The organism is Cupriavidus sp. MP-37, assembly GCF_020618415.1.
In the GTDB taxonomy this organism is placed as follows: Bacteria; Pseudomonadota; Gammaproteobacteria; order Burkholderiales; family Burkholderiaceae; genus Cupriavidus.
In genome coordinates, this window is record NZ_CP085345.1 from 1,563,609 (window position 1) to 1,589,425 (window position 25,817).

Annotated in this window: 23 protein-coding genes; 13 read left to right on the plus strand and 10 right to left on the minus strand. The window is 69.5% G+C overall.

The genetic code is table 11. The features are described from left to right. Positions 1 to 7: 7 nt before the first annotated feature. Positions 8 to 895 carry a LysR family transcriptional regulator gene (locus LIN44_RS23440; protein ID WP_227314657.1) on the minus strand — a complete coding sequence of 296 codons (888 nt, stop codon included), beginning with the start codon at positions 893 to 895 and terminating at the stop codon, positions 8 to 10. 139 nt (positions 896 to 1,034) lie between these two features. Between LIN44_RS23440 and fumC the strand changes: the two genes are divergently transcribed. Next, positions 1,035 to 2,441, plus strand: coding sequence for a class II fumarate hydratase (gene fumC, locus LIN44_RS23445; RefSeq protein WP_227314658.1), 1,407 nt, complete (start codon positions 1,035 to 1,037; stop codon positions 2,439 to 2,441). Between the two features lie 63 nt (positions 2,442 to 2,504). Here fumC and LIN44_RS23450 read toward each other — a convergent pair whose 3' ends face one another. Further along, positions 2,505 to 3,275, minus strand: coding sequence for a ferredoxin--NADP reductase (locus tag LIN44_RS23450; protein WP_227314659.1), 771 nt, complete (start codon positions 3,273 to 3,275; stop codon positions 2,505 to 2,507). Between the two features lie 257 nt (positions 3,276 to 3,532). Here LIN44_RS23450 and LIN44_RS23455 point away from each other — a divergent pair, with 257 nt between their 5' ends. Beyond that, positions 3,533 to 4,294 (plus strand): SDR family oxidoreductase, encoded by a 762-nt coding sequence (locus tag LIN44_RS23455; protein WP_227314660.1) that lies wholly within the window; start codon positions 3,533 to 3,535, stop codon positions 4,292 to 4,294. Positions 4,295 to 4,310: 16 nt separating this feature from the next. On the opposite strand, the gene LIN44_RS23460 is transcribed toward LIN44_RS23455, so the two are convergent. After that, positions 4,311 to 4,652, minus strand: a complete 342-nt coding sequence (locus tag LIN44_RS23460) for a hypothetical protein (protein ID WP_227314661.1) — start codon at positions 4,650 to 4,652, stop codon at positions 4,311 to 4,313. Between the two features lie 161 nt (positions 4,653 to 4,813). Here LIN44_RS23460 and LIN44_RS23465 point away from each other — a divergent pair, with 161 nt between their 5' ends. Both LIN44_RS23465 and LIN44_RS23470 read left to right on the plus strand, forming a co-directional pair. After that, on the plus strand, positions 4,814 to 5,734 hold the full coding sequence (locus tag LIN44_RS23465; RefSeq protein ID WP_227314662.1) for a LysR family transcriptional regulator: 921 nt from the start codon (positions 4,814 to 4,816) through the stop codon (positions 5,732 to 5,734). 83 nt (positions 5,735 to 5,817) lie between these two features. Next, positions 5,818 to 6,291 carry an aminoacyl-tRNA deacylase gene (locus LIN44_RS23470; protein WP_012354949.1) on the plus strand — a complete coding sequence of 158 codons (474 nt, stop codon included), beginning with the start codon at positions 5,818 to 5,820 and terminating at the stop codon, positions 6,289 to 6,291. 63 nt (positions 6,292 to 6,354) lie between these two features. Here LIN44_RS23470 and eutC read toward each other — a convergent pair whose 3' ends face one another. Then, a complete protein-coding gene (gene eutC / locus LIN44_RS23475; RefSeq protein WP_227314663.1) occupies positions 6,355 to 7,167 on the minus strand; it encodes an ethanolamine ammonia-lyase subunit EutC in 813 nt (270 codons plus the stop codon). Between the two features lie 9 nt (positions 7,168 to 7,176). Further along, complete coding sequence (locus LIN44_RS23480; RefSeq protein WP_227314664.1) at positions 7,177 to 8,559, minus strand: ethanolamine ammonia-lyase subunit EutB; 1,383 nt, start codon at positions 8,557 to 8,559, stop codon at positions 7,177 to 7,179. Between the two features lie 212 nt (positions 8,560 to 8,771). On the opposite strand from LIN44_RS23480, the gene LIN44_RS23485 reads away from it, so the two are divergent. After that, complete coding sequence (locus LIN44_RS23485) at positions 8,772 to 9,809, plus strand: AI-2E family transporter (RefSeq protein ID WP_227314665.1); 1,038 nt, start codon at positions 8,772 to 8,774, stop codon at positions 9,807 to 9,809. Between the two features lie 53 nt (positions 9,810 to 9,862). On the opposite strand, the gene LIN44_RS23490 is transcribed toward LIN44_RS23485, so the two are convergent. Further along, positions 9,863 to 10,582: a FadR/GntR family transcriptional regulator gene (locus tag LIN44_RS23490; RefSeq protein WP_227314666.1), complete on the minus strand. Its 720-nt coding sequence runs from the start codon at positions 10,580 to 10,582 to the stop codon at positions 9,863 to 9,865. A gap of 122 nt (positions 10,583 to 10,704) precedes the next feature. Between LIN44_RS23490 and LIN44_RS23495 the strand changes: the two genes are divergently transcribed. The 4 genes from LIN44_RS23495 (at position 10,705) to LIN44_RS23510 (ending at position 15,602) form a co-directional block, all read left to right on the plus strand. Then, a complete protein-coding gene (locus tag LIN44_RS23495) occupies positions 10,705 to 11,487 on the plus strand; it encodes a (Fe-S)-binding protein (RefSeq protein WP_227314667.1) in 783 nt (260 codons plus the stop codon). Further along, the gene (locus LIN44_RS23500; RefSeq protein WP_227314668.1) at positions 11,484 to 12,185 is read left to right on the plus strand and encodes an LUD domain-containing protein; all 702 of its coding nucleotides are present in this window, start codon (positions 11,484 to 11,486) and stop codon (positions 12,183 to 12,185) included. Before LIN44_RS23495 ends, LIN44_RS23500 begins: the two co-directional genes overlap by 4 nt. Beyond that, positions 12,182 to 13,639, plus strand: a complete 1,458-nt coding sequence (locus LIN44_RS23505) for a LutB/LldF family L-lactate oxidation iron-sulfur protein (RefSeq protein WP_227314669.1) — start codon at positions 12,182 to 12,184, stop codon at positions 13,637 to 13,639. Before LIN44_RS23500 ends, LIN44_RS23505 begins: the two co-directional genes overlap by 4 nt. 253 nt (positions 13,640 to 13,892) lie before the next feature. After that, positions 13,893 to 15,602 (plus strand): lactate permease LctP family transporter, encoded by a 1,710-nt coding sequence (locus LIN44_RS23510; RefSeq protein WP_227314670.1) that lies wholly within the window; start codon positions 13,893 to 13,895, stop codon positions 15,600 to 15,602. A 198-nt stretch (positions 15,603 to 15,800) separates the two neighbouring features. On the opposite strand, the gene LIN44_RS23515 is transcribed toward LIN44_RS23510, so the two are convergent. From LIN44_RS23515 to LIN44_RS23525, 3 genes are all read right to left on the minus strand, one after another. Beyond that, positions 15,801 to 16,922, minus strand: coding sequence for a CaiB/BaiF CoA-transferase family protein (locus LIN44_RS23515; RefSeq protein ID WP_227314671.1), 1,122 nt, complete (start codon positions 16,920 to 16,922; stop codon positions 15,801 to 15,803). A gap of 22 nt (positions 16,923 to 16,944) precedes the next feature. Beyond that, on the minus strand, positions 16,945 to 17,919 hold the full coding sequence (locus LIN44_RS23520) for a tripartite tricarboxylate transporter substrate binding protein (RefSeq protein WP_227314672.1): 975 nt from the start codon (positions 17,917 to 17,919) through the stop codon (positions 16,945 to 16,947). Between the two features lie 205 nt (positions 17,920 to 18,124). After that, positions 18,125 to 19,927 (minus strand): acyl-CoA dehydrogenase family protein, encoded by a 1,803-nt coding sequence (locus tag LIN44_RS23525; protein ID WP_227314673.1) that lies wholly within the window; start codon positions 19,925 to 19,927, stop codon positions 18,125 to 18,127. Between the two features lie 127 nt (positions 19,928 to 20,054). Here LIN44_RS23525 and LIN44_RS23530 point away from each other — a divergent pair, with 127 nt between their 5' ends. The 4 genes from LIN44_RS23530 to LIN44_RS23545 all read left to right on the plus strand — a co-directional run bounded on the left by LIN44_RS23530 (position 20,055) and on the right by LIN44_RS23545 (position 23,877). Further along, positions 20,055 to 20,990, plus strand: a complete 936-nt coding sequence (locus LIN44_RS23530) for a LysR substrate-binding domain-containing protein (RefSeq protein WP_227314674.1) — start codon at positions 20,055 to 20,057, stop codon at positions 20,988 to 20,990. 378 nt (positions 20,991 to 21,368) lie between these two features. Continuing rightward, positions 21,369 to 21,680 (plus strand): FeoA family protein, encoded by a 312-nt coding sequence (locus LIN44_RS23535; protein ID WP_227316409.1) that lies wholly within the window; start codon positions 21,369 to 21,371, stop codon positions 21,678 to 21,680. 14 nt (positions 21,681 to 21,694) lie between these two features. Then, positions 21,695 to 23,551, plus strand: coding sequence for a ferrous iron transport protein B (gene feoB / locus LIN44_RS23540; protein ID WP_227314675.1), 1,857 nt, complete (start codon positions 21,695 to 21,697; stop codon positions 23,549 to 23,551). Positions 23,552 to 23,565: 14 nt separating this feature from the next. Beyond that, the gene (locus tag LIN44_RS23545) at positions 23,566 to 23,877 is read left to right on the plus strand and encodes a DUF6587 family protein (RefSeq protein ID WP_227314676.1); all 312 of its coding nucleotides are present in this window, start codon (positions 23,566 to 23,568) and stop codon (positions 23,875 to 23,877) included. A gap of 375 nt (positions 23,878 to 24,252) precedes the next feature. Here the strand turns inward: LIN44_RS23545 and LIN44_RS23550 are convergent, their stop codons facing one another. Further along, positions 24,253 to 25,614, minus strand: coding sequence for a hypothetical protein (locus tag LIN44_RS23550; protein ID WP_227314677.1), 1,362 nt, complete (start codon positions 25,612 to 25,614; stop codon positions 24,253 to 24,255). Between the last annotated feature and the right edge of the window lie 203 nt (positions 25,615 to 25,817).

Below are 25,817 nucleotides of genomic sequence, written 5' to 3' on the forward strand. Positions count from 1 at the left end.
AGCGGACTCAGCCGGCCGCGCCGCTCGCCTGCTGCGGCGGCGCGTCCGCCAGCGCGACGAAGGCATCGATCAGTCGTGCGCCGCGCCGCTCGCGCAGGCAATACAGGTATTCGTGCAGGCACGGCGCGGCATCGGTGAAGCCAAGCACGCGCAGGTCAGGATGGCTGGGCACCTCGTGCCGGGCGACCACCGATACGCCGAGATTGCGGATCACCGCTTCGCGGATCGACTCCCGGCTGCCGATTTCCATCTGTGCCGCCGGGCTGACGCGCGCCTGCGCCAGCATGTCTTCGGTGGCGATGCGCGTGGTCGACCCCAGCTCGCGCATCAGCAGCCGGCAGCCCGCCAGCGCGCTGACCGGCACTTCGGTTTGCCCGGCCAGCGCATGGGTGCGATGCACCACCAGCATCAGCGGGTCCACGCCCAGCAGCAGGCGCGACAGGCGCGCATCGTCGACGCGCTGCGACGAGGTGGCGAGGTCGACGCGGTATTCCTGCAGCGCCTCCAGCACCTCCTGCGAGTTGCCGGTGACCACGCTGACGTCGATGGCCGGGAAACGGTCGCTGAAGCGGCGGATCAGTTCCAGCACGTAGTAGGGCGCGGTCGCACCCACGCGCAGGCTGCCGGTGCGCAGGTCGCCGGAATGGCGCAGGAAGAAATCGATCTCGGTTTCCTGCTGCACCAGCGCCTCGACCCGCGGCAGCAGCGCCAGGCCGGCGTCGGACAGCGCCAGCCGGCGCCCGCCGCGATGGAACAGCTCGACCCCGTAGGCCTCCTCCAGCGCGCGGATCTGCGCCGTGATGGTCGGCTGCGACAGGCCCAGGCGCTTGGCCGCCTGCGTGACGCTGCCGATGCGGGCCACCATGAAGAAGGATTTGAGCTGGGCGATGAGCATGCGGCAGGAACGGGTCGCGAAAGCCGGCAACGCGGCAAGACGGCGGACGGCAGGCGCCCGCCATGGCGAAGCGGTATTCTAATGGACCGCACCATGTCCTCCGGCCCAGCCGCCCGCCGCCTTGCCAAGGAGTCAGCCCATGCCCGACCCGTCCACCGCCGCCACCCGCATCGAAAAAGACAGCCTGGGCGACGTGCCCGTTCCCGCCGACCATCTGTGGGGGGCGCAGACCGAACGCTCGCGCCAGAACTTCCGCATCGGCACCGAGAAGATGCCGCCCGCGCTGATCGAGGCCTTTGCCGTCCTGAAGCTGTGCGCGGCGCGCGCCAACGGCGAACTGGGCGTGCTGCGGCCCGAGCTGGCGCATGCCATCGAGCAGGCCGCCGCCGAGGTCATCGAAGGCCGCTGGCCCGACGAGTTTCCGCTCTCGGTCTGGCAGACCGGCTCCGGCACGCAGACCAACATGAACCTGAACGAGGTCATCGCCAACCGCGCGATCCAGTTGCTGGGCGGCGAGGTCGGCAGCAAGACCCCGGTGCACCCGAACGACCACGTCAACGCCAGCCAGTCGTCCAACGACAGCTTCCCTACCGCGATGCACATCGCCGCCACGCGCGCGATCCAGCAGGAACTGCTGCCGGCGCTGGAGCAGCTGCAGCAGACCTTCGCGCGCAAGGTCGAGGCCTTTGCCGATATCGTCAAGGTCGGCCGCACCCACCTGCAGGACGCGGTGCCGCTGACGCTTGGCCAGGAGTTCTCCGGCTACATGACGCAGGTGGCCGATGCCCAGTCGCGCCTGCAGCAGGCCATGCTGCGCGCGATGCCGGTGGCGCAGGGCGGCACCGCGGTGGGCACCGGCCTGAACGCGCCGCACGGCTTTGCCGCCGCCTTTGCGCGCGCGCTGGCCGACTACACCGGCCTGCCATTCGAGCCCGCGCCCAACCGCTATGCGCTGCAGGCCGCGCACGACGCGCTGGCCGACCTGTCGGGCGCGCTCAGCACCACCGCGTCGTCATTCCTGAAGATCGCGCGCGACTTCATGCTGCTCGGCTCCGGCCCGCGCGCGGGCTTTGCCGAGCTGGTGCTGCCGGCCAACGAGCCGGGCTCGTCGATCATGCCGGGCAAGGTCAATCCGACCCAGGCCGAAGCGCTGGCGATGGTGTGCTGCCGCGTGATCGGCAACCACACCACGGTGACGCTGGCGAACGGGCTGGGCACGCTGGAGCTGAACGCCTACAAGCCGGTGATCATCTACAGCCTGCTGCAGTCGGTGAGCCTGCTGGCGGGCGCGGCGTCGAGCTTTGCCGAGCATATGGTCGAGGGGGTCGAGGCCGACCGCGAGCGCATCGCCGAATTGCTGGAGCGCTCGCTGATGCCGGTGACCGCGCTCAATCCGCATATCGGCTACGACCGCGCCGCGGAGATCGCCAAGCTGGCGGTCAAGCGCAACCTGTCGCTGCGCGAGGCGGCGCTCGCCTCGGGGCATGTCACCGAGGCGCAGTTTGCCGAGTGGATCGACCTGAAGGGAATGACGCGCGAGGTGTAGCGCGCGCGGGGATACGACAGAGGCGCCCGGCGCGGAACCGATCCGCGCCGGGGCGGGCCGGACTCAGCCGACGAAGGCCTTTTCCAGCACGAAATGGCCGGGGTGGCTCATATTGCCTTCGGCAAAGCCGCGTGCTTCCAGGATGGCGCGCACGTCCTTGAGCATATCGGGGCTGCCGCACAGCATGATGCGGTCGGTCTCGGTCGAGAACGGGGCCATGTCCAGGCGCTCGAACAGCTCGCCCGAGGCAATCAGGTCGGTGATGCGGCCGCGGTTGTCGAACTCTTCGCGCGTCACGGTCGGGAAGTACACCAGCTTCTCGCGCACCAGTTCGCCCAGGTGCTCGTGCTGCGGCAGGTGTTCCTGGATCAGCTCGCGGTACGCCAGCTCTTCGACGAAGCGGCAAGTGTGGGTCAGCACGACCTTGTCGTAGCGCTCGTAGACCTCCGGGTCGCGGATGATCGACAGGAACGGCGCCAGGCCGGTGCCGGTCGCCAGCAGCCACAGGGTCTTGCCGGGCAGCAGGTTGTCCACCAGCAGCGTGCCGGTGGGCTTCTTGCCGACATAGATCTGGTCGCCTTCGCGCAGGTGCTGCAGGCGCGAAGTCAGCGGGCCGTCGGGCACCTTGATGCTGAAGAATTCCAGCGTCTCTTCATAGTTGGCGCTGGCAATGCTGTAGGCGCGCAGCAGCGGGCGGCCATTCACCTCCAGGCCGACCATGGCGAACTGGCCGTTTTCAAAGCGGAAACCGGGGTCGCGCGTGCAGGTGAAGCTGAAAAGGGTGTCGGTCCAGTGATGGACGGAAAGGATCGATTGCTGGTTCAGATTGCTCATGGCAAGACGCGGAATGCAGCGCAACGGCGCGCCAAAAAACGGCTGGGAAGGAAGCGATCTTAACGCATGGTCCGGCTCGGCGCAGGCGGAGCCTGCAACGCCAGCAAGGGATTAACGCCCATGCTGCGCGGATGGGGCGAAGCCGTCACGTCGAGGATTGTTGATGGATTCTGGCTAATCCTTTTGGGTTCTGGCCATTTATCCATCACGTACCAACATCCATCATGCAGCCATTCCCAACCGACCAGGAATCTGCCATGACCTCCACCACTTCCCCGCTTGCAGCAACCTCCCGCCGTGCCGCCGTCGTCACCGGCGCGTCCCGCGGCATTGGCCGCGCCATCGCGCTGCGGCTCGCCGCGGACGGCTTTGACGTCGCCATCGGCTATGCCGGCAACGCCGCCCGCGCCGAAGAGACCGTGGCGGCGGCACGCGCGGCCGGCGCCAAGGCCATCGCCGTCCAGGGCGACGTGGCGCAGGCACCCGACGTGGCGCGGCTGTTCGACGCCGCGCAACAGGCCTTCGGCCGGCTCGACGTGGTCGTCAACAGCGCCGGCATCATGCCGATGGCGCCGGTGGCGCCGGGCAGCGTCGACAGCTTTGACCAGGCCATCGCCACCAACCTGCGCGGCGCCTTCCTGGTGCTGGGCGAGGCCGCGGCGCGGCTGGACCAGGGCGGACGCATCATCGCGCTGTCGACCAGCGTGATTGCGCGCGCCTTTCCGGGCTACGGGCCGTACATCGCGGCCAAGGCCGGCGTCGAAGGGCTGGTGCGGGTGCTGGCCAACGAGCTGCGCGGGCGCGGCATCACCGTCAACGCGGTGGCGCCGGGGCCGGTCGCGACCGACCTGTTCTTCCACGGCAAGTCAGAGGAGCAGGTGGCGCAGCTGGCGAAACTGGCGCCGCTGGAGCGGCTCGGCACGCCGGACGACATCGCCGCGGCGGTGGCCTTCCTGGCGGGGCCGGATGGTGCGTGGGTCAATGCGCAGGTACTGCGCGCCAATGGCGGCTATGCCTGAAGCCGACGTCCCGGCTTCACCCGCCGGGTGTGATGGCCCCGGACAGTTCGCAGCGCTGGCGCGCCAGCGCTTCGCGCGAGTAGCCGTGGCGCACGCGCAGCTGGTGCTCGACGGCGTCCGCCTGGTCCAAACACGCGAACACCAGGTCGTCCTTGACGCGCTGCGTCACCCCCTTCAGGCGCGGCGCCTCGTACGCGACCTGGCGCGCGCGGCAACGCAGGAACAGCAGGGTTTCCTGGGAGGCGATGATGAGCTGGTCGTGCTCGATGCGCTTGCATTCGACCAGATCCTGGGCGGAGGCGCTGGCGCCGGCAAAGAACAAAGGCAGGCACAGCCATCGGCGCAACGAGCGGTGCATGGCAAACGGGGGCGCAGAAGGCCAGTTGAGGGTCCGGCTCGCATCATTGCCCAGACCCGCGCGCAGCGCAAGCCGTAGTGCGCGCAACAGCGCATTGCGGCGAGCGCCGGCATGGCAATATACGGGGGCTGATACCGCTCCCGTCTTTCTCTGATCACCCCATGGATCTCAACGCCCTGCGCCTGTTCGTCGACATCGTCGACGCCGGCAACCTGAGCGCGGCCGCGCGCAAGCTCAAGATGACGCGCGCCAATGTCAGCTACCGGCTCAAGGCGCTTGAGGAAGAACTGGGCGTGCAGCTGCTGCGCCGGACCACGCGCCATGTCGAGCCGACGCCGGTCGGCGCCGGGCTGTACGAGCACGGCCGCAATATCCTGGGCGAGGTCGCGGCGGCCAATGCGCTGATCAGCAACATGGGCAAGAGCCTGCAAGGCCATGTGCGGCTGTCGGTGCCGACGGGGCTGGGCCATTCGCTGCTGTCGCCGCTGCTGGTGCGGTTCAAGCAGCGCTACCCGGACATCACGCTCGACGTGGTGTTCGACAACCGCGTGCACAACCTGGTGTCCGAGGACGTGGAGGTGGCGCTGCGCATCATCTCGACGCCGCCGGATTCGGTGGTGGCCACCGAGATCGGCGCGGTCGACTGGATCGTGTGCGCCTCGCCCGCGTACCTGGCCGGACACCCGGCGCCAGAGGCACTGGCCGGGCTGCAGTCGCATGCGATCGTGTGCGCGTCGCCGGTGGGGCAGAAGCTCAAGGCATCAGGGTCGCGCCAAGGCGGTGGCGACGAGGTCCGCGAACAGGTGGTGCTCGAGCCCACGCTCAGCTCGGAGAATTTCGCCTTCCTGAAAGAAGCGGTGCTGGCCGGCCTGGGCGTCGGCATCTTCCCGATCTATGCGATCGGCGCGGAACTCGACAGCGGCGCATTGGTGCCGCTGCTATCCGATTACCGCATCAGCGTGTTCGGCAGCAAGCTCTACATGCTGACCATGCCCAACCGCTACCAGACCCTGGCCACGCGCTACCTGCTGAATTTCCTGAAGACCGAACTGCAGGCGGTGTGGCCGCGGCTGCACCGTTAGCCGCAGGCCATCGCCGTCGCGCCGGCGCACTATATTAGGAGCACAAGGATAACCGTCGGCGCATCCGGAACCTAGGAGCAATCATGGCCCTGGCTAGTACGCTCGCTAACTGCCTGAGCAGCAAGAACACCCGCTACGACATCATCCGCCACCCCTACACCCTGAGCAGCATGGCCACGGCAGAGGCCGCGCACGTGCCCGGGGACCGGCTGGCCAAGACGCTGTTGCTGGAGGATGAACGCGGCTACGTCGCCGCTGTGATCCCTTCGAGCCATCACCTGCAGATGGCGGCCATCTGCGAACAGACCGGGCGCAACCTGGTGCTGGCGCACGAGGACGAGATCCGCGAGATCTTCAAGGATTGCGACCTGGGCGCGATTCCGCCGGTGGCCATGGCATACGGCATGCAGACTTATGTGGACGACAGCCTGATGCAGCAGCCCGAAGTGTATTTCGAGGGCGGCGACCACCAGGACCTGGTGCACATGAGCGGCGACCAGTTCAAGCAACTGATGTCGGATGCGGGGCATGGGCAGTTCTCGCGCCGCATGATGTAAGCGGTGCCACGGCAACGGCCACCACGCGGGTTGCGGCCCGCGTGGTGGCCGTTTTGCTTGTGTTCAGCGTTGCTCTGGCGCTTGCCCGGCGCTGCCTGCGGGCAAGGCCGGCGCGCTGTCGTCCTTCAGGTCCACGCCGGAGCGTCCGAGCGCCGCCGCGCCGCGCAGCAGGAACACCAGCCGCTCGGCGGCCTGCGCATAGGACAGCCCTTCCGGGCGCACATTGGAGATGCAGTTGCGCTCGGCATCGGTGCGGCCGACGCGCGGCGCATGGGTCAGGTAGATGCCCAGGCTGTCGGGCGAACTGAGCCCGGGCCGTTCGCCGATCAGCATCACCACCTGGCGCGCGCCCAGCCGCTCGCCGATCTCGTCGCCCAGCGCCACGCGCGACTGTTCGGCCACCACCACCGGACCGATGTGCCAGCCGTGCGGCAGGCGCTGGCGCGCCGCCTCGAGCAGCGGCAGCGCATGGCGCTGCGTCGCCAGCGCCGACAGGCCATCGGCAATCACGAACACCACATCCGGCGCCTGCGCCGGCCGCACCGCGTCCAGCCGCGCGCGGCTGGCGTGGTCCAGGCGCCGGCCCAGGTCCGGGCGGCGCAGGTAGTGCTCGCGGTCCGGCGCCGCGCTGTGCACGGCCGCGTGCGCCAGCCCGGCCGCCTCCAGCGCCGCGGTGACGGTGCCGACCTCCAGCGCCAGGTGCACCGCGTCGCGCGCCTGCGCATGGGCCAGGCCGAAGGCCAGCACGGCGTCGGTGGGCTGGCTGTGGCCGGTACGGCCCAGCGCAATGCGCGCGCGCGTGAAGCGGCGCAGCCGTTGCCACGGGTCGGCTTCGGCGGGATCGGGACTGACGGGAGCCTGGCGTTTGGCCGTCATCGCAGCGCCTTACAAGGTGTGGGCCATCTGCAGCAGCGGCTGGCGCGCGGCCGGCTCCAGCAGCCGGCCGGCGCCATCGGCAATGCCCATGCGCTGCAGCCAGGCCTCGAATTCCGGCGCCGGGCGCAGCCCCAGCACTTCGCGCAGGTACAGCGCATCGTGGAACGAGGTGCTCTGGTAGTTCAGCATGATGTCGTCGGCGCCGGGCACGCCCATGATGAAGTTGATGCCGGCCACGCCGAACAGCGTCAGCAGCGTGTCCATGTCGTCCTGGTCGGCCTCGGCGTGGTTGGTGTAGCAGACGTCGCAGCCCATCGGCACGCCCATCAGCTTGCCGCAGAAGTGGTCTTCCAGACCGGCGCGGATGATCTGCTTGCCGTCGTACAGGTACTCCGGCCCGATAAAGCCCACCACGGTATTGACCAGCAGCGGCGAGAACGCGCGCGCCACCGCGTAGGCGCGCGCCTCCATGGTCTGCTGGTCGACGCCGTGGTGCGCGTCGGCCGACAGCGCGCTGCCCTGCCCGGTCTCGAAATACATCAGGTTGTCGCCCACGGTGCCGCGCGCCAGCGCCTGCGCCGCGTCGTGCGCCTCGGCCAGCAGCGACAAGCTGATGCCGAAGGCCGCATTGGCGCGCTCGCTGCCAGCCACGGACTGGAACACCAGGTCCACCGGCGCGCCCTGGCCGATCGCGCGCAGCGTGTTGGTGACATGGGTCAGCACGCACGACTGCGTGGGGATGTCGAAGCGGCTGCGCAGCTCGTCGATCATGCGCAGCAGCGAGACGATCGCGCCGAGGTTGTCCGAGGCCGGATTGACGCCGATGGTGGCATCGCCGCAGCCATAGAGCAGCCCGTCGATGATCGACGCGGCGATGCCCTTGGGATCGTCGGTCGGATGGTTGGGCTGGAGCCGCACCGCCAGCCGTCCCGGCAACCCCACCGTGCTGCGAAAGCGCGTGACCACCTGGCACTTGCGCGCCACCGCGACCAGGTCCTGGTTGCGCATCAGCTTGCTGACCGCCGCCGCCATCTCCGGCGTGATGCCCGGCGCCACCCGCGCCAGCATGGCGCTGTCGGTCTCATGCCGCAGCAGCCAGTTGCGCAGGTCGCCCACGGTGGTGGCGCCGATCGCGGCAAAGGCGGTGGCGTCGTGGCGGTCATGGATCAGGCGCGTGACCTCGTCGTCCTCATAGGGCACCAGCGCTTCGTTGAGGAAGCGCGTCAGCGGCACCTCGGCCAGCGCCAGCCTGGCCGCCATCCGTTCCTGTTCGCTTTGCGCGGCAAGGCCCGCCAGCGCGTCGCCGGAGCGCGCCGGGCTGGCCTTGGCCAGCAGCGTGCGCAGGTCGGCGAAGACGTGGCGATGGTTGCCGATGGTATGGGTGTAGGCCATGCGTTGCGTTCCCCGGGCTTGGCGGCAAACAAGGACAGCGCGGCGCACCACCGGCCGCGCACGGATTCCCCCTAATATAGACACCCTTTGCGTGTGCCGATATGCCAACATCGGCACCAGGTCGCGGCGGCACAGCCGACTGACGCAGCCATTACATCTGGATCGGCGAGAATCCAGGAATCTTTTCAGCAAATTGCATGCCGGAGACACCGATGAAAGACCCCGAACCGACCGCCACGCCGCGCCTGCCGCCGGCCGCGTGGTACAGCGTCGGCACCGTCGCCTACCTGCTGACCGCGCTGGCGCTCTGGACCGTGCTGCATGCCAACCTGGTGGCGGCGCTGCTGTCCGGGCTGCTGCTGTATTCGCTGGTGGACGTGCTGGCGCCGCGCCTGAAGCGCCTGCACCAGCGCCACGACGCGCTCGCCGTGGCGATCCTGTCGGCGCTGATCCTGCTGGGGCTGACGCTGGCGGGCTGGCTGCTGGTGCGCTTTGTCAGCGGCGAGGGCAATACCCTGGACGGCCTGCTTAACCACGTCGCCGACATCATCGACCGCTCGCGCGGGCAACTGCCGCCCTGGGTCAGCGACGCGCTGCCCAACGGCGTCGACGAACTGGCCAACACGCTGATCGACACGCTGCGCGAGCACGCCGCGACGGCGCAGAAGCTGGGCGCCGAGGTGCTGCGCACGCTGGTGCATATCCTGATCGGGCTGGTGATCGGCGCGATGGTGGCGCTGTACCGCGCCGTGGCGCGTCCCAACCGGCGCCCGCTGGCGGCCGCGCTGGTGGCGCGCGCGCGCACGCTGCAGCAGGCGTTCTCGCAGTTCATCTTTGCGCAGATCCAGATCTCGGCGATCAACACCGTGCTGACCGCGATCTACCTGCTGCTGGTGCTGCCGCTGTTCGGCGTGCACCTGCCGCTGAGCAAGACCCTGGTGGTGATCACCTTCGTCGCGGGACTGCTGCCGGTGCTGGGCAACCTGATCTCGAACACGGCCATCGTGGTCGCTTCGCTGTCGGTGTCGCTGCCGATCGCGGTGGGCTCGCTGGTATTCCTGGTGGTGATCCACAAGCTGGAGTACTTCCTGAATGCGCGCATCATCGGCGCGCGCATCCAGGCGGCGGCGTGGGAACTGCTGATGGTGATGCTGCTGATGGAAACGCTGTTCGGCATCCCGGGCGTGATCGCCGGGCCGATCTTTTACGCGTACCTGAAGCGCGAGCTGGCCGGGGCCGGGCTGATCTGAATGCCGCGGCCGGCACGCCGGGCCGGTGGTAGGACCAATATCCGGTCCTGGACTCAGGTCCCGTCGTGCTCGACCCGGCTGCGCACGAAGTCGATATGGGTCTGCATCGCCGTGCGCGCCTCTTCGGGGCGGCGCGCGCAGATGGCGTCGCACAGCGTGCGGTGCTGCAGCAACAGCAGGTCCGAGGCGCCGTCGTCCTGTTCGCGCAGGCCGGTGCCGTTGATGGTGATGTGCTCGCGCAGCATGCCGATCACGCTGGTATGCAGGTGCAGGAACATGGTGTTGTGCGAGGCCTGCGCGATGGCGTCATGCAGCCGTGCGTCGGCATCGGCCTCGGCCTGCTTGTCGTCGGCGGCGCGCGCGCGTTCCAGTTCGGCCATCAGGGCGCGGATGCGCTTCACGTCGGCGGCATCCGCGCGCAACGCCGCGAAGTAGGCGGTGGCGCCCTCCAGCACGCGGCGGAACTCCAGGATGTCTTCGCGCAGCGCGGGATGGTCGGCCACCAGTTGCCCCCACGGCGAGGCAATGCCGGCACGCAGCTGGTCGGTGGCATAGACGCCCGCGCCCCGCCGGCTCTGCAGCAGGCCGCGCGCGGCCAGGCGCTGGATGGCCTCGCGCACGGTGTTGCGCGCCACCGCGTATTGCCCGGCCAGCTCGCGCTCGGCCGGCAGCCGCGTGCCGGGCGGCCAGGTGCCGTCGAGCAGCGCGGTCTCCATCCGTCGCATCACCGACTCCACGCGTCCGCGGGCGTGCCCGTGCCTGGCTGCCGTCATGCCGATTTCCTCGCTCCTGAACGGCGCGGCGTTCCTTGAAATTGGTCCGACCAATTTGAACCGCCGCGCGGAAGCGGGAATTATGCGCCCAAACGTGCGACCCAGCACGTGCGGAGCGAGACATGAAGGATCGTCAGTACCCCAGCGGCCCTGCCCCCACGCAGGCCTACCTGTTTGCCACCTGCCTGGTCGACCTGTTCGTGCCCGAAGCCGGCCTCGACGCCGTGCGCCTGCTCGAGCGCGAAGGCCTGACCGTGCATTTTCCGCGCGGCCAGAGCTGCTGCGGCCAGCCCGCCTACAGCAGCGGCAACCCTGACGCGGCCCGTGCGGTGGCGCGCGCGCAGCTCGACCTGTTCGGCCAGCCGTGGCCCGTGGTCGTGCCGTCCGGCTCGTGCGCCGGCATGATGCGCCACCACTGGCCGCTGCTCTTTGCCGACGATGCGGTGGCCGGCCCGAAGGCCCGCGAACTGGCCGGGCGCGTCTACGAGCTGGGCGAGTTCCTGCTGCACGTGCTGAAGGTGGACTTCGGCGCGGCCGCGCCCTCGGCCCAGCCGCCCGAGCGCATCGTGCTGCATACCTCGTGCGGCGCCCGCCGCGAAATGGGCACGCGCCAGCACGGCGTGGCGCTGGTCGATGCGCTGCCGGGCGTGACCCGCGTGGAGCATGAACGCGAGTCCGAATGCTGCGGATTCGGCGGCACCTTCTCGCTCAAGCACCCCGATATCTCCGGCGCCATGGTGCGCGACAAGGTGGCCTCGGCCTGCGCCACCGGCTGCGACCGGCTGGTCTCGGCCGACTGCGGCTGCCTGCTCAATATCGGCCATACCGCCGCGCACGACCGCGCGCCGTTGCAGGTGGAACACCTCGCCAGCTTCCTGTGGCGCCGTACCGGAGGTGCCGCATGAGCACGCCCGGCGCCCGTGAACGCATGCTCGGCCGCTTGCGCGCTGCCGCGCCCGTGCCGTCCCCGCACACCACCGAACTGGACCGCCGCATCGACAGCCATTTCGAAGCGCGCCGCCATGGCCCGCCAAAGACCGGCGCACGCGTCGCCGCGATGCAGGCCGCGCTGCAAGGCCTGCATGCCGAAGTCTGGTGCGCCGACGCCGGCGCCTGGCCGGCGATGCTCGCTGGCGAACTGGCCGGCGCGGGCGTGAAGCGCCTGCTGCTCGATCCGGCCACCACGGCCGGCGCGGCGCTGGCAGCCGCCTTGCCGGCCGGCATCGAAGCCATCGGCTACGAGCGCCCGATCGAGGCGTGGAAAGCCGAACTGTTCGACACCGTCGATGCCGGCTTCACCGTGGCGCGCTCCGGCATCGCCGCCACCGGCACGCTGGTGCTGGCGCCGGACGCGGGCTCGCCGCGCACGGTGTCGCTGGTGCCGCCGCTGCATGTGGCGCTGGTGCGCGCGTCGACGCTGCATGACGACCTGCACATGGCCGCGCGCGCCGAGCGCTGGGCCGAGGGCATGCCGACCAACCTGGTGCTGGTGTCCGGCCCGTCCAAGACCTCGGACATCCAGCAGACCCTCGCCTACGGCGCGCATGGTCCGCGCCGGCTGTGGGTGGTGATCGAGACCGACACCGCGGAGGCCGCGCGATGAGCCAGCAAACCCGCCAGCAGACCCTGCAGTTCGTCGCGCCGCGCGAATTCAAGGCCCGTGCCCGCGAGGCGCTGGACGACCCCAAGCTGCGCCAGAGCTTCCGCGGCGCGATGGACTTCCTGCAAGGCAAGCGCCTGGCGCAGTTTCCCGACGCCGACGAGCTCGAACGCCTGCGCGACCTGGGCGAGGCAGTGCGCCAGCACGCGCTGGCCAACCTGCCGGACCTGCTGGTGCAGCTGGAACAGAAGCTGACCGCCGCCGGCGTGCAGGTGCACTGGGCCGAAACCGCCGACGAGGCCAACGCCATCATCCACGGCATCGCCAGCGCCAGGCAGGCCAGGCGGGTGATCAAGGGCAAGTCGATGGCCAGCGAGGAAATCGAGCTGAACCATTACCTGGCCGAACGCGGCGTCGACTGCATCGAGTCGGACATGGGCGAGTACATCGTCCAGCTGGCCGGCGAGAAGCCCTCGCATATCGTGATGCCGGCGATCCACAAGACCAAGGGCGATATCGCGCAGCTGTTCACCGAGCATATCCCCGACACGACCTATACCGAGGACGTCGACGCGCTGATCCAGACCGGCCGCCGCGCGCTGCGGCAGGCCTTTGTCGAGGCGGATATCGGCCTGTCCGGCGTGAACTTCGCCGCCGCCGACACCGGCACGCTGTGGCTGGTCGAGAACGAGGGCAATGGCCGGCTGTCGACCACCGTGCCCGACGTGCATATCGCCATCATGGGCATGGAAAAGGTGGTGGCCAGGCTCGAGCACATCGTGCCGCTGTCGACACTGCTGACGCGCTCGGCCACCGGGCAGGCCATCACCACGTATTTCAACCTGATCTCGGGCCCGCGCCGCGCCGGCGAGCGCGACGGCCCGCGCGAGGTGCACCTGGTGCTGCTCGACAACGGCCGCACCCAGGCCTACGCGGACGCGCAGTTGCGCGCGACGCTGCAGTGCATCCGCTGCGGCGCGTGCATGAACCACTGCCCGGTCTACACCCGCATCGGCGGCCACGCCTACGGCACCACCTACCCGGGCCCGATCGGCAAGATCCTGTCGCCCCACCTGCTGGGGCTGGACGCGACCGCCGACCTGGCCACCGCGTCGAGCCTGTGCGGTGCCTGCGGCGAGGTCTGCCCGGTGCGCATCCCGATCCCGCAGCTGCTGGTGCGCCTGCGCACCGAGGCCAACCGCGATCCCGAGCAAGCGGTGGCCAACCCGCTGCGTGGCCAGGGTGCCAAGTACAGCAAGGGCGAGCACCTGGTGTGGCGCTTCTGGAGCGGCGCCTATTCGCACCCGGCGGCGTACCGCCTGTTCCGCTGGGCCGCCACGCGCCTGCGCGCGCTGACACCGGCGCGGCAGATGGGATGGACGCAGCACCGCACGCCGCTGAAGCCGGCGGCGAAGAGCCTGGCGGATCTGCTCAAGGAAAAGGGGCAGGCGGAGTAGGCGGCGACGGAGGCCGCGCTGACGCTTCTGACTCCCTGCTGTGTACTCCCTCTCCCGCTTGCGGGAGAGGGTTGGGGTGAGGGCGGGCGCATCGACGAAGTAGCGCGCGTCGCTATTGCCAACGCCCGCCCTCACCCCCGCCCCTCTCCCGCGCGCGGGAGAGGGGAGCAACCAAGCGGGAACGAAAACGGCCTCGGTACTCGCACACAGAACAAGAATTTTCCCGAACCACCACCAAATCAGGAGACCACCCTTGCAACCCTGGACCCAACTCTACACACCACTAGGCAGCCTGTGGCTGTCTGCACTGGCGGCAGCGATCCCCATCCTGTTCTTCTTCATCGCGCTGGCGGTCTGGCGCATGAAGGGCCATGTCGCCGCGGCGGTGACGCTGCTGCTGGCGCTGGCCGTGGCCATCCTTGCCTACGGCATGCCCGCGCAGCAGGCGCTGGCCGCGGCCGGCTTCGGCTTTGCCTACGGGCTATGGCCGATTGCGTGGATCATCGTGACCGCGGTGTTCCTCTACAAGATCGTGGTCAAGACCGGCCAGTTCGACGTGATCCGCGCCTCGGTGCTGTCGATCACCGACGACCAGCGCCTGCAGATGCTGCTGATCGGCTTTGCCTTCGGCGCCTTCCTGGAGGGTGCGGCCGGCTTCGGCGCGCCGGTGGCGATCACCGCGGCGCTGCTGGTGGGGCTGGGCTTCAACCCGCTGTACGCCGCCGGGCTGTGCCTGATCGCCAATACCGCGCCGGTGGCGTTCGGCGCGATGGGTATTCCCATCATCGTGGCCGGGCAGGTGACGGGCCTCGACCCCTTCCATATCGGCGCCATGGCCGGTCGCCAGTTGCCGCTGCTGTCGCTGCTGGTGCCGTTCTGGCTCGTCTTCATGATGGACGGCGCCAAGGGCGTGCGCGAAACCTGGCCGGCGGCGCTGGTGTGCGGCGGCAGCTTTGCCGTGACGCAGTACTTCACCTCCAACCACATCGGGCCGGAGCTGCCGGACATCACCTCGGCGCTGGTGAGCCTGGTGTCGCTGGCGGCGTTCCTGAAGGTATGGCAGCCGCGCAGCGCCTCGCAGCGCGCCGGCGGCAGCGCCGGCAACATCAGTGGCGGCACGGTCGCGCTGGCGGGCTTTGGCGGCGGCTTCGGCGGCGCGATGCAGAGCCGCAAGGCATCGCCCTACACGCTGGCGCAGACGCTGCGCGCGTGGGCGCCGTTCGGCATCCTGACCGCCATCGTCACGGTATGGAGCCTGCAGCCGTTCAAGGCGCTGTTCGGCGCCAACGGCCCGCTCGCCGGCACGGTGCTGAAGTTCAAGATCCCGGGCCTGGACCAGCTGGTGATCAAGGCCGCGCCGATCGTGGCCACGCCCAAGGCCTATGACGCGGTGCTGAAGATCGACCTGCTCTCCGCCGTCGGCACCGCCATCCTGCTGACCGCGCTGATCTCCGCCGTGCTGCTGCGCATGAAGCCGCGCGACCTGCTGGCCACGTTCGGTGAAACGCTGGTGGAACTGGCGCGCCCGGTGCTGTCGATCGGGCTGGTGCTGGCGTTCGCCTTTGTCGCCAATTACTCGGGCATGTCGTCGACGCTGGCGCTGCTGCTGGCCGGCACCGGCGCGGCGTTCCCGTTCTTCTCGCCGTTCCTGGGCTGGCTGGGGGTGTTCCTGACCGGGTCCGATACCTCGTCCAACGCCTTGTTCTGCGCGCTGCAGAACACCACCGCGCACCAGATCGGCGTATCCGACACGCTGATGGTGGCGGCCAACACCACCGGCGGCGTCACCGCCAAGATGATCTCGCCGCAATCGATCGCGGTGGCGTGCGCTGCGACGGGGCTGGTGGGCAAGGAGTCGGAGCTGTTCCGCTTCACCGTGAAGCACAGCCTGCTGTTCGCGGTGATCATCGGGGTGATGACGATGGTGCAGGCGTATTGGCTGCCGGGGATGATTCCGGGGTGACAGACAAGGCGTCGATGCCGCAGGGTTGCTCCCCTCTCCCGCCTGCGGGAGAGGGGTTGGGGGAGAGGGCCGGCGCTGGCAAGCCCGAAGGCCTGTACTCCGTGGAGGCTCCGGCCCTCTCCCCCGCCCCTCTCCCATAAATGGGAGAGGGGAGCAAACCGGCGCGGGATCGGACGTTGCCAGTAAACACGGTGGCGCCTAGTCCAGAAACGCCTCGCCCTCCGTCAACGGCGCATACCGGTACGTCGCCGGCGTCCGGCTCAGCTTCACCGGCGCCCCCAGCCCCTGGTACCCCCCTGCCATCTCCACCACCATCTCGCGGTGCCGCGTATGCGGATGCTGCAAGGCGTCGGCCACCGACAGCACCGGCGCGCACGGCACGCCGGCGGCCACCAGCGTATCCGCCAGGGCCTTGCCGTCGCGGGTGCGCATGCGCGCTTCCAGTTCGGCCTTGAGCGCGGCGCGGTTCACCGAACGCGCGCCGGCGGTGGCGTAGCGCTCGTCGTCGGCCAGCGCCGGCACCTGCAGGTGCTCGCACAGGATGCGGAACTGGCGGTCATTGCCCACCGCCAGGAACACCGGGTCGGTGGCGGTGGCGACGGTGTCGTACGGATAGATATTGGGGTGCGCATTGCCGGTGCGCTGCGGCGTCTTGCCGCTCAGGAACCAGTTGGCCGCGTGCGGATGCAGCAGCGACAGCCCCGAGTCATAGAGCGCGGCCTCGACGAACTGCCCGCGCCCGCTGCGCGCGCGCTCCTGCAGCGCCAGCAGCACGCCGATCACCGCGTTGAGGCCGGTCACCATGTCGACCACCGGCAAGCCCACGCGCAGCGGATCGCCATCGGCCTCGCCGTTGATGCTCATGATGCCGGACATGGCCTGGATCGCAGCATCGTAGCCGGGCAGGCCGCCCAGCGGGCCGTCGGCGCCGAAGCCCGAGACGCGGCAATGGACCAGGCGCGGGAAGCGCTCCGACAGCACGTCGTAGCCCAGCCCCCACTTCTCCAGCGTGCCGGTCTTGAAGTTCTCGACCAGCACGTCCGCGTCGGCCAGCAGGGCCAGCAGCACCTCGCGGTCGGGCTCTGCGGCCAAGTCCAGGCGCATCACGCGCTTGTTGCGGTTGAGGCCGAAATAATAGGAGGCCACGCCGTCCTTGAACGGCGGCCCCCAGGTACGGGTGTCGTCGCCCTGCGGCGGTTCGATCTTGAGCACGTCGGCGCCGTGGTCGCCCAGGATCTGGCCGCAGTACGGGCCGCCCAGGATGCGCGACAGGTCGACCACGCGGATGCCGGCGAGCGCGCCGGGATTGGCTTGGGTCATGGCTGCGATTCCCTCGGCGTCGTCAATCGAGCTGGGCGCCGGACTTCTGCACCACCGCACGCCACTTGCCCACCTCCGCCTTGACGAAGCTGCCGAGCTGCTCCGGCGTGGTCGATGGCGCGAACTCCAGGCCTTGCGCCTGCAGCGTCTTGCGCACCTCGGGCTGCTTCAGCGCGTCGGCAAAGGCGCGGTTGAGCTTGCCGACCACCTCCGCCGGCGTGCCGGCCGGCGCCACCACGCCGAAGAACACCGACACATCAAAGCCGGGCACGCCCTGCTCGGCCACCGTCGGCACCTCCGGCAGCGCCTGCGAGCGGGCCTTGGTGGTCACGCCCAGCGCTCGCACCTTGCCGCTCTTGATGAAGGGCATCGCGGTCAGCACGTCGGTGAAGGTCATGCTGACCTGGCCGCCCAGCAGGTCGTTCAGCGCAGGGCCGGTGCCCTTGTACGGGATGTGCTGGAAATCGGTGCCGGTGACGTTGTTGAACAGCACCCCCGCCAGGTGCGACGAGGCGCCATTGCCGGACGAGGCATAGGTCAGCTTGCCCGGATGCGCCTTGCCATAGGCGATCAGCTCGTTGACGTTCTTCGCCGGCACCGACGGATTGACCACCAGCACATTGGGCAGCTGGCCGATCTGGATCACCGGGGTGAAGCTCTTGACCGGGTCGTAGTTGATCTTGCGGTACAGGCTGACGTTGATCGCCAGCGGCGCCGAGGTGCCGAACATCAGCGTGTAACCGTCGGGCTCGGCACGCGCCACGGCTTCGGCGCCGATATTGCCGCCGGCGCCGGCGCGGTTCTCGACCACCACCGGCTGGCCCAGGCTGGTCTTGAGCGCCGCGGCTAGCGTGCGCGCCATGGCATCGGTGGGGCCGCCCGGCGGATAGGTGACCACCATCATGATCGGCTTGGACGGGAAGTCCTTCTGGGCGAAGGCGGGGGCGATAAACAGCGAGCATGCGGCGATGGCCGCGACGCGGTGCCAGAGTTTCATGGCGTTGTCTCCTGGTGTAGGACGTCTCCCGCGGGGTATGCGGGATGGTGGGGGCTGCGCCCTCTCCCGCTTGCGGGAGAGGGTTGGGGTGAGGGCGGGAGCGTCAACCCAGCGAGGCGTGTCGGTATGCCAGCGCCTGCCCTCTCCCCCGGCCCCTCTCCCGCAAGCGGGAGAGGGGAGCAAACAATGGGTTCGGGTTGCGGCGTCAGAACACGTTGACCGCGTCGACCGCGCCGGCGGCGCGCACCGCGCCATCGCCGGCGGGCGCCACGGTCTCGGCCAGCCATGCCGGCTCGGCGCTTCCCGCGAGCGGGTCCTGCGGCAGCACGCGGTGGCGCAGCACCAGCTGCGCCAGCCGCATGCGGCGCACCGAGCCGATGCGCCCGGCTTCCCAGGCCATCGCCACCGCGCTGGTCACGTGGTACAGCGCCGAGGCCGCCTGACGCGCCAGCAGCTCGCCGTCGGCACCGGCCGCGGCGGCCTGGCCGGCCAGTTGCCCGGCGCTGGCGATGGCGCCTTCGAACACGGCGCGGGCGTCCGCCTGCATCGGCGTATCGGCCAGCAGCCCGGCCAGGTGCGCCTGCAGTACGGGTAATGCGCCCTCGCGTCGGACCGCGCGCAGCACGTCGAGCGCGACGATATTGCTGGTGCCTTCCCAGATCGAGCCGAGGTGGGCGTCGCGCACCAGGCGCGGGTCGCTCCATTCTTCGATATAGCCGCAACCGCCGCGGATCTCCATGGCGTCGCCGGTGACCTTGCGCGCGTCGCGGCAGGCGCGGAACTTGATCAGCGGGGTCAGGATGCGCATCAGCGCGTAGGCGTCGGGCTCGCCGGCGTCGGCGCGGCGCAGTGCCTCGGCGGTCTGGAATACCATGGTGCGCGCCTGCTCGGTCGGCAGCGTCAGCTTGAGCAGCTGGCGGCGCATCAGCGGCATGTCCTGCAGGCGCTTGCCGAAGGCCCGGCGCTCGCGCGCGATGAACAGGCCCTCGGTCAGCGCGCGGCGCATCAGCCCGGCGGCGCGCACGCCGTTGGACAGTCGCGAGTTGTTGATCATGTCCGCCATCTGCACGAAGCCGCGGCCGGGTTCGCCGACCAGGTAGGCATGCGCGCCCTCGAGCCGGATCTCGCCGCTGGCCATCGAGCGCGTGCCCAGCTTGTCCTTGAGCCGGATGATGCGGTAGTGGTTGGCGCTGCCGTCGGCCAGCGTGCGCGGCAGCAGGAACAGCGACACGCCCTTGTGGCCGGGCACGGCGTTGCCGGCTTCATCCTCCACGCGCGCCAGCACCATCGCCAGCGCTGCGTCGGGGTTGGAGCAGAACCACTTGTCGCCGACCAGGCGCCAGCCGCCTTCGGCCGAGGGATCGCGCACCGCGCGCGTGGCGGTGGCGGCCACGTCGGAGCCCGCGCCCTGCTCGGTCATGAACATCGCGCCCTGGTACAGGTCGTCGAAGACCTGCGTGGTCAGGTTGGGCAGGAAGCGCTCGACCAGCGCCGGGTCGCCGAACTTGCGCAGCGTGCGCGTCAGCGAATCGGTCATCGACAGCGGGCAGCACAGGCCGAACTCCGCCTGCACGAACAGATAGGTCAGCGCGTACTTGGCCGCCGGCGGCATGGGCTTGTCCCAGCCCAGCACGCCGCCGCGGTGCGACGCCGCGGCGAGGCCGAATTCGGCAAAGGCCACGCGCTCCATCTCGACATAGGCGGGATGCTTGTCGATGCGCTGGGCATCGACGCCGGCGCGGGTGCGGTAAGTCAGTTCAGGCGGGTTGCGGTCGGCCACGCCGGCCAGTTCGTCGAGCACGCCGCCGGCCAGCGCCCCCATGCGCTCGAGGTGGGGCAACAGGTGGTTGAACAGCTCGGGCGGCAGGTACAGCGGCAGCAGCGCGCGCAACTCCGGGTCGGCGGCGAACAGGCTGCCGCCCTGGCGGTCGGGCACCGGGTGAACCGCGGCCGCCGCCGGGGCGGCCTGGTGTTGCTGGGGGATGTCGCGCGCGGCGCTGGATGGCATGGCTGGTCTCCTGGTATGGCGGTGCCGGCTGGCGGCCCCCCTTGGTCCTTTGGGCTCCATTATTCAAACCCCATGGATTCGCGTCTAATTCTAAAATTGGCTTGATCCATATAATTTCTGTATCGCCATGGAATTCCGCCACCTGCGTTACTTCCTCGTGCTGGCCGAGGAACTGCACTTCGGCCGCGCCGCGCGCCGGCTTGCCATCTCGCAGCCGCCGCTGTCGCTCAATATCCAGCAGCTCGAGGCCTCGGTCGGCGCCCGGCTGTTCGACCGCGACAGCCGCGGCGTGCGCCTGACCGCGGCCGGGCGCGCCTTTCGCGAATCGGCCACGGCGCTGCTGGCGCAGGCCGAGGCGGCGCGGGTGCTGGCGCGCGAGATCGAAGCCGGCGCCATCGGCCGCTTGCGCGTGGGCTTTGTCGGCTCGATGCTGTACCGCGGGCTGCCGCAGACGCTGCGCGAGTTCGAGGCGGCCTACCCCGGCATCCACGTGGCGCTGACCGAGCTGAACTCGCAGGAACAGATCGACGCGCTGCTGCATGACGAGCTCGACGCCGCCTTCATCCACACCGGCCGGGTGCCCGACACGCTGCAGGCCACGCTGGTGCACTCCGAGCCCTTTGTCTGCTGCCTGCCCGCCGACCATGCGCTGGCCGCGCCGGCGGAGTTGCCGCTGGCGTCGTTGCGCGGCGAGCCGTTCGTGCTGTTCTCGCGCAAGGCCTCGCCGGACTACTACAGCCGGATCTTCGACATGTGCGCCGCGCAAGGCTTCTTCCCGCAGATCCGGCATGAGGTGCGGCACTGGCTGTCGGTAGTGTCGCTGGTGTCCCAGGGCATGGGGGTGGCGGTGGTGCCGGCGGCGCTGGCGCGCTCCGGCATGGCCGGCGCGGCGTTCCGGCCGCTGGCGGACGCGGCGGTGCGCTCGGAGGTCTATTGCGCCTGGAAGGCCGCGCCGGACCATCCGGCGCGCGACCACTTTGTCGCCATGGTGGCGGGCAAGGCGGCGCAGCCGAAGCGCAGCCACAAAGAAAAAGCCACCGGTCCAGGGACCGATGGCTTGTGAAGTACGCGTGGAACGGGGTGTTCAGCGTGCTGTGAGCTTAACGCCGCCGGCTTACGGCAGCCATAACGCAAATGCAGTAATTGCGCCCGATTGCAGGAATGGCGCGAATTCGGTGTTTCAGTGCCTGACCGCGCCGTGCCTCTATGAATAACTGGCTCGTCGGCCCGTATCGGCACGGCCCGCGCGCGACCATTCGTCCCCTTAGCGGTTATCATTCGCCTCCTGCCGTGCCCGGCGCGGCAAGGCTGGCGTGCCCGCCCTTTGAGGGGGCAACGCAAAGCCTCATTTGCGATACAATGAAAACGATTTTCATTTACACACCCCGGCGCGGTCACACGGACCGCTTGGCGGCAGGCCGCGCCACGGACTGGAAGCATGATGCGGTTGTCTGAACTTCCACGGCGCACGCCCGCCGTAGTGCAATCGGTGGACGACGCCACCCCCGGGGATCCGGTCGCGCGCCGCCTGCGCGAACTGGGCTTCGTTCCCGGCGAAGCCGTGCAGATCATCGCCTACGGGCCGTTCGGCATGGACCCGCTGGTAGCACAGGTGGGCTTCACGCGCTTTGCCTTGCGCCGCTCAGAGGCTGCGCGCATCGGCGTGGAAATCGCCAGCGCCTCGGTCACCCGCATCGCCCCCGCCGCGCAGGGCGACGAGACTGCGCCACCGTCCGCCAAGCGGACTGCCTGAGCCTTCCCCGGATTATGTCTGCAGCTGCTTCCCCTTCTGCCCTGCGCATTGCGCTGGTCGGCAATCCCAATTGCGGCAAGACCGCACTGTTCAACCGCCTGACCGGCAGCCGCCAGAAGGTGGCCAACTACGCGGGCGTCACCGTCGAGCGCAAGGAAGGCTACTTCGTGTCGCCGGCCGGACGCCAGGTGCGCATCCTCGACCTGCCCGGCGCCTACAGCCTGCATGCGGCCAGCCTCGACGAGGCCATCACGCGCGATGTCTGCCTGGGCCAGCGCGCCGGCGAAGCGCGTCCCGACCTGCTGGTGTCGGTGGTCGACGCCACCAACCTGCGCCTGCACCTGCGCTTCGTGCTGGAGCTGCGCCAGCTGGGGCTGCCGATGGTGGTGGTGCTGAATATGAGCGACGCCGCCGCGCGCCGCGGCATCCAGATCGACCGCGACAAGCTGTCGGCCGCGCTGGGCGTGCCGGTGGTCAGCACCGTGGCGGTCCGCCGTGACGGCGCCGCGGCGCTGGTCAGCCTGCTCGATGCCACGCTGCCGCCGGCCCCGCCGGCCGGCGCTGCGTCGGGCCCTGACTTCGACGTGCATGCCGAAGTCAACCGCCTGCTGGCCGCCGCGGTCAGCATGCCGGCGCGCACCGCCGCGCTGGACGACCGCATCGACCGCATCGTGCTGCACCCGGTGTTCGGCCTGCTGCTGCTGGCGGTGCTGCTGTTCCTGATGTTCCAGGCGGTGTTCTCGTGGGCCGAGCCGCTGATGGACGGCATCGAGGGCGGCGTGCACTGGGCCGGCGAGATGCTGGGCGCCTGGCTGCCCGACGGCATGCTCAAGAGCCTGCTGGTCGACGGCCTGGTGGCGGGCCTGGGCAGCGTGGTGGTGTTCCTGCCGCAGATCCTGATCCTGTTTCTGTTCATCCTGACGCTGGAAGAATCCGGCTACCTGCCGCGCGCGGCGTTCCTGCTCGACCGCCTGATGATGGGCGCGGGGCTGTCGGGGCGCTCGTTCATCCCGCTGCTGTCCAGCTTTGCCTGCGCCATCCCCGGCATCATGGCCACGCGCACCATCCAGGACCCGCGCGACCGGCTCACCACCATCCTGGTGGCGCCGCTGATGACCTGCTCGGCACGGCTGCCGGTCTATGCGCTGCTGATCGGCGCGTTTATCCCCGAGCGCACCGTGATGGGCCTGTTCAACCTGCAGGGGCTGGTGCTGTTCGCGCTGTACGTGGCCGGCATCGTCAGCGCGCTGGTGGTGGCCTATGCGCTCAAGTTCCTGCGCCGCGACCGCACCGACCATCCGCTGCTGATGGAGCTGCCCTCGTACCGCATCCCCAATCCGCGCGACATCGCCATCGGCCTGTGGGAGCGTGCCCGCATCTTCCTGTCGCGCGTGGGCAAGGTGATCCTGGCGCTGACAGTGCTGCTGTGGTTCCTGTCGACCTTCCCCTCCGCGCCCGAGGGCGCGACCGCGCCGGCCATCGACTACAGCTTTGCCGGCATGATCGGCCATGCGCTGCAGAAGGTGTTCGCGCCGGTGGGCTTCAACTGGCAGATCTGCATTGCGCTGGTGCCGGGCCTGGCCGCGCGCGAAGTCGCGGTGGGCGCGCTGGCCACCGTCTACGCGCTGTCGGGCAGCGAAGAGACCGTGGCCACGCAGCTGGCGCCGATGATCGCGGCGCAATGGTCGCTCGCCACCGCGCTGTCGCTGCTGGCGTGGTACGTGTTCGCGCCGCAGTGCATCTCCACGCTTGCGGTGATCCGGCGCGAGACCGCCTCCTGGAAGGTGATGGCGCTGTCGGCGGCCTACCTGACCGGGCTGGCCTACCTGGCCGCGTTCGTGACCTACCGCGTCGCGCTGATGTTCAGCTGAGGCCAGCTGCCGCCATGAGCCTCTACCACGCCATCGAAACCCTGCTGGTCCCGCTGATCGTGCTGGCATGCGCGGTGTCGGTGGTGGCGCGCTATGCGCCGCGCACGCGCGAGCGCGTCAAGGCGGCGCTGGCAGCGCGCCTGGGCGGCCCTGCCGCCACCGGCTGGCGCGGCCGCGTGGCACGCTGGCTGGCGCCGCAGTCGGCGGCAGGCTGCGCCAGCGGCTGCGATGACGGCGGCTGCAATACCTGCGGCGCCAATACCAGCACGCCGGCCAGCCAGGACAAGCCTGCCGAGCAGGTGGTGCGCTTCGTGCGCAAGCGCTGAACCGCGCTTTTTCTTCCCTCAGCATCCACGCAGAAACGGGTACGCCCGCTGCTGCCGCATGGCGCGGCAAGCGGTGGGCTGCGTGCGTCCGTGCGTTCTTTGAGGCGGCGGCGCGAGCCTTTTGCTCGGTCAATCCGGTCCTTTCCAGGCTTGCTCCGAGGCACGCAGAATTGGGTACGCTTTGCGCGCTCGACTATCGGTGCATGCGGGGAGGTGCCGAAAACAGCCACGCAGAAACGGGTACGCTTGGTCAGCCGCTTGCGTACTCCCTCTCCCGCTTGCGGGAGAGGGGAGCAAACCGTCTGTGTCCTCGAAAGCAAAACGCAAAACGCCCTCCATACGGAGGGCGTCCAGCCAGCTGCGGGATACCGGCGCTTACTTGACCGTACCGTAGAAGACCAGCTTCAGCGGCGTATTGTCGGCGACCGCGGTGCAAGTCGCGGTGATGGTGAAGTCGCCGGGCGCGGTGCCGCTGGCGCGCACCTGGTTGGGCAGCATCACCATGCTCGGGCTCAGCGATACCGGACCGGTGCTGGACCATGCCCAGTCCTTGCACGCGGTGTACTGCGCATCCTCGCCCAGGTGCTTCATGCGCGCGGTGACCTCGACGGGCATCGGCGTCATCAGCAGCAGCGTCATCGGATCCTGGTTGTCGTTAACCAGTGCCCACAGCGGGTTCTCCGTCACCGTCAGGGTGGCGCTGCGGCGCTCGCCCAGCTTGCTGCTGACCGCGGTCACCGTCAGGCTGCCCTGTACCGGACCGGTGTCGCCGGCCAGGCTGGTGCGCACCGTGGCGTCATGCGTACCCGCCGCTTCCGTCGCCGACAGCGTCGCCGAGCTTGCCGTGTAGCTCCAGCTGCCGTCGAAGTCGGCGGTCACGTCCTGGCCGTCGTGGCGCAGCACGCGCGCGGTGAAGGTGTCCGGACGGTTGCTGAACACCTGCAGCGCATTGACTTCGCGCCCGCCCTTGGTGGTCACCACGCGATACGCCGCGGCGCCATTCTTCTGCACCGTCACCGCGATAACGCCGGCGAGGGCATGGCCGTCAGGCGCGGTCACCGACACCGAGACACTGGCCGTCGCCTCGGTCGCGGGCGAGCCGTTGCTGGCCTTCAGCGTGGCGCTGTTCTGGCTGGCCGTGACCTGGACCGCGGTGCCGCTGCTGGACCAGGCCCAGTTCGTGACGCTGGCCGACACATCGCTGCCGTTGCTGTCGAGCAGCGTCACCTTGACCGGCAGTTCCTGGCCGTCGCTCATCGACAGGCTGGTGGCCGGCATCGACAGCGTGTAGCTCAGCGCCGACGCCGGCACCACGGTGATGGTGGCCGCTTGCGCGGGCAGTTGCACCGTGGTGTTGTCGGCGCCCCGGACCGTGGCGACCACCTGCACGGTGGTCGTGCCCGCGGCAACGCCCTTGACCACGGCGCTGCCCGGCGTGCCCGCGCCCGGCGCGACGGTGGCGACGGTGCTGTCGGTGCTGGTCCAGTCGAAGGTGGTGTTGCCCGATACGTCGACGCCGTTGCTGTCGACGGCGACCGCGCTGATGGTCAGCGTGCGGCCGACCCCCACTTCGCCCGAGGTCACGCTCATCTTCGTTGTATAGGTCAGCGGCGTGGTGCCGCCGCCCGATGCCGGCGCGGCGGGCGCGCCGCTGCCACCGCCGCCGCCGCCGCATGCCGCCAGCAACAAGGCCGCGGCCGAGCCCGCCAGCCAGGATGCCCACATTCTTAGTTTCATGATGTTCCCCCCAGTCGTGTTTTTCCCGCGCTATCAGCGTAGGCACAAAGTGCCCCGCGCAATACCAGCCAGAGGACTGAGGTGCAGCGCACAGAACATCGCCGCAAGTCATCCATTCAGCGCAGGACATCGCTGCCGTACATCGCCATACGGCCGAGGAAAATGGGTCCGCCAAGCGCGAGCGGCAGCTGCGTCCCAACCTT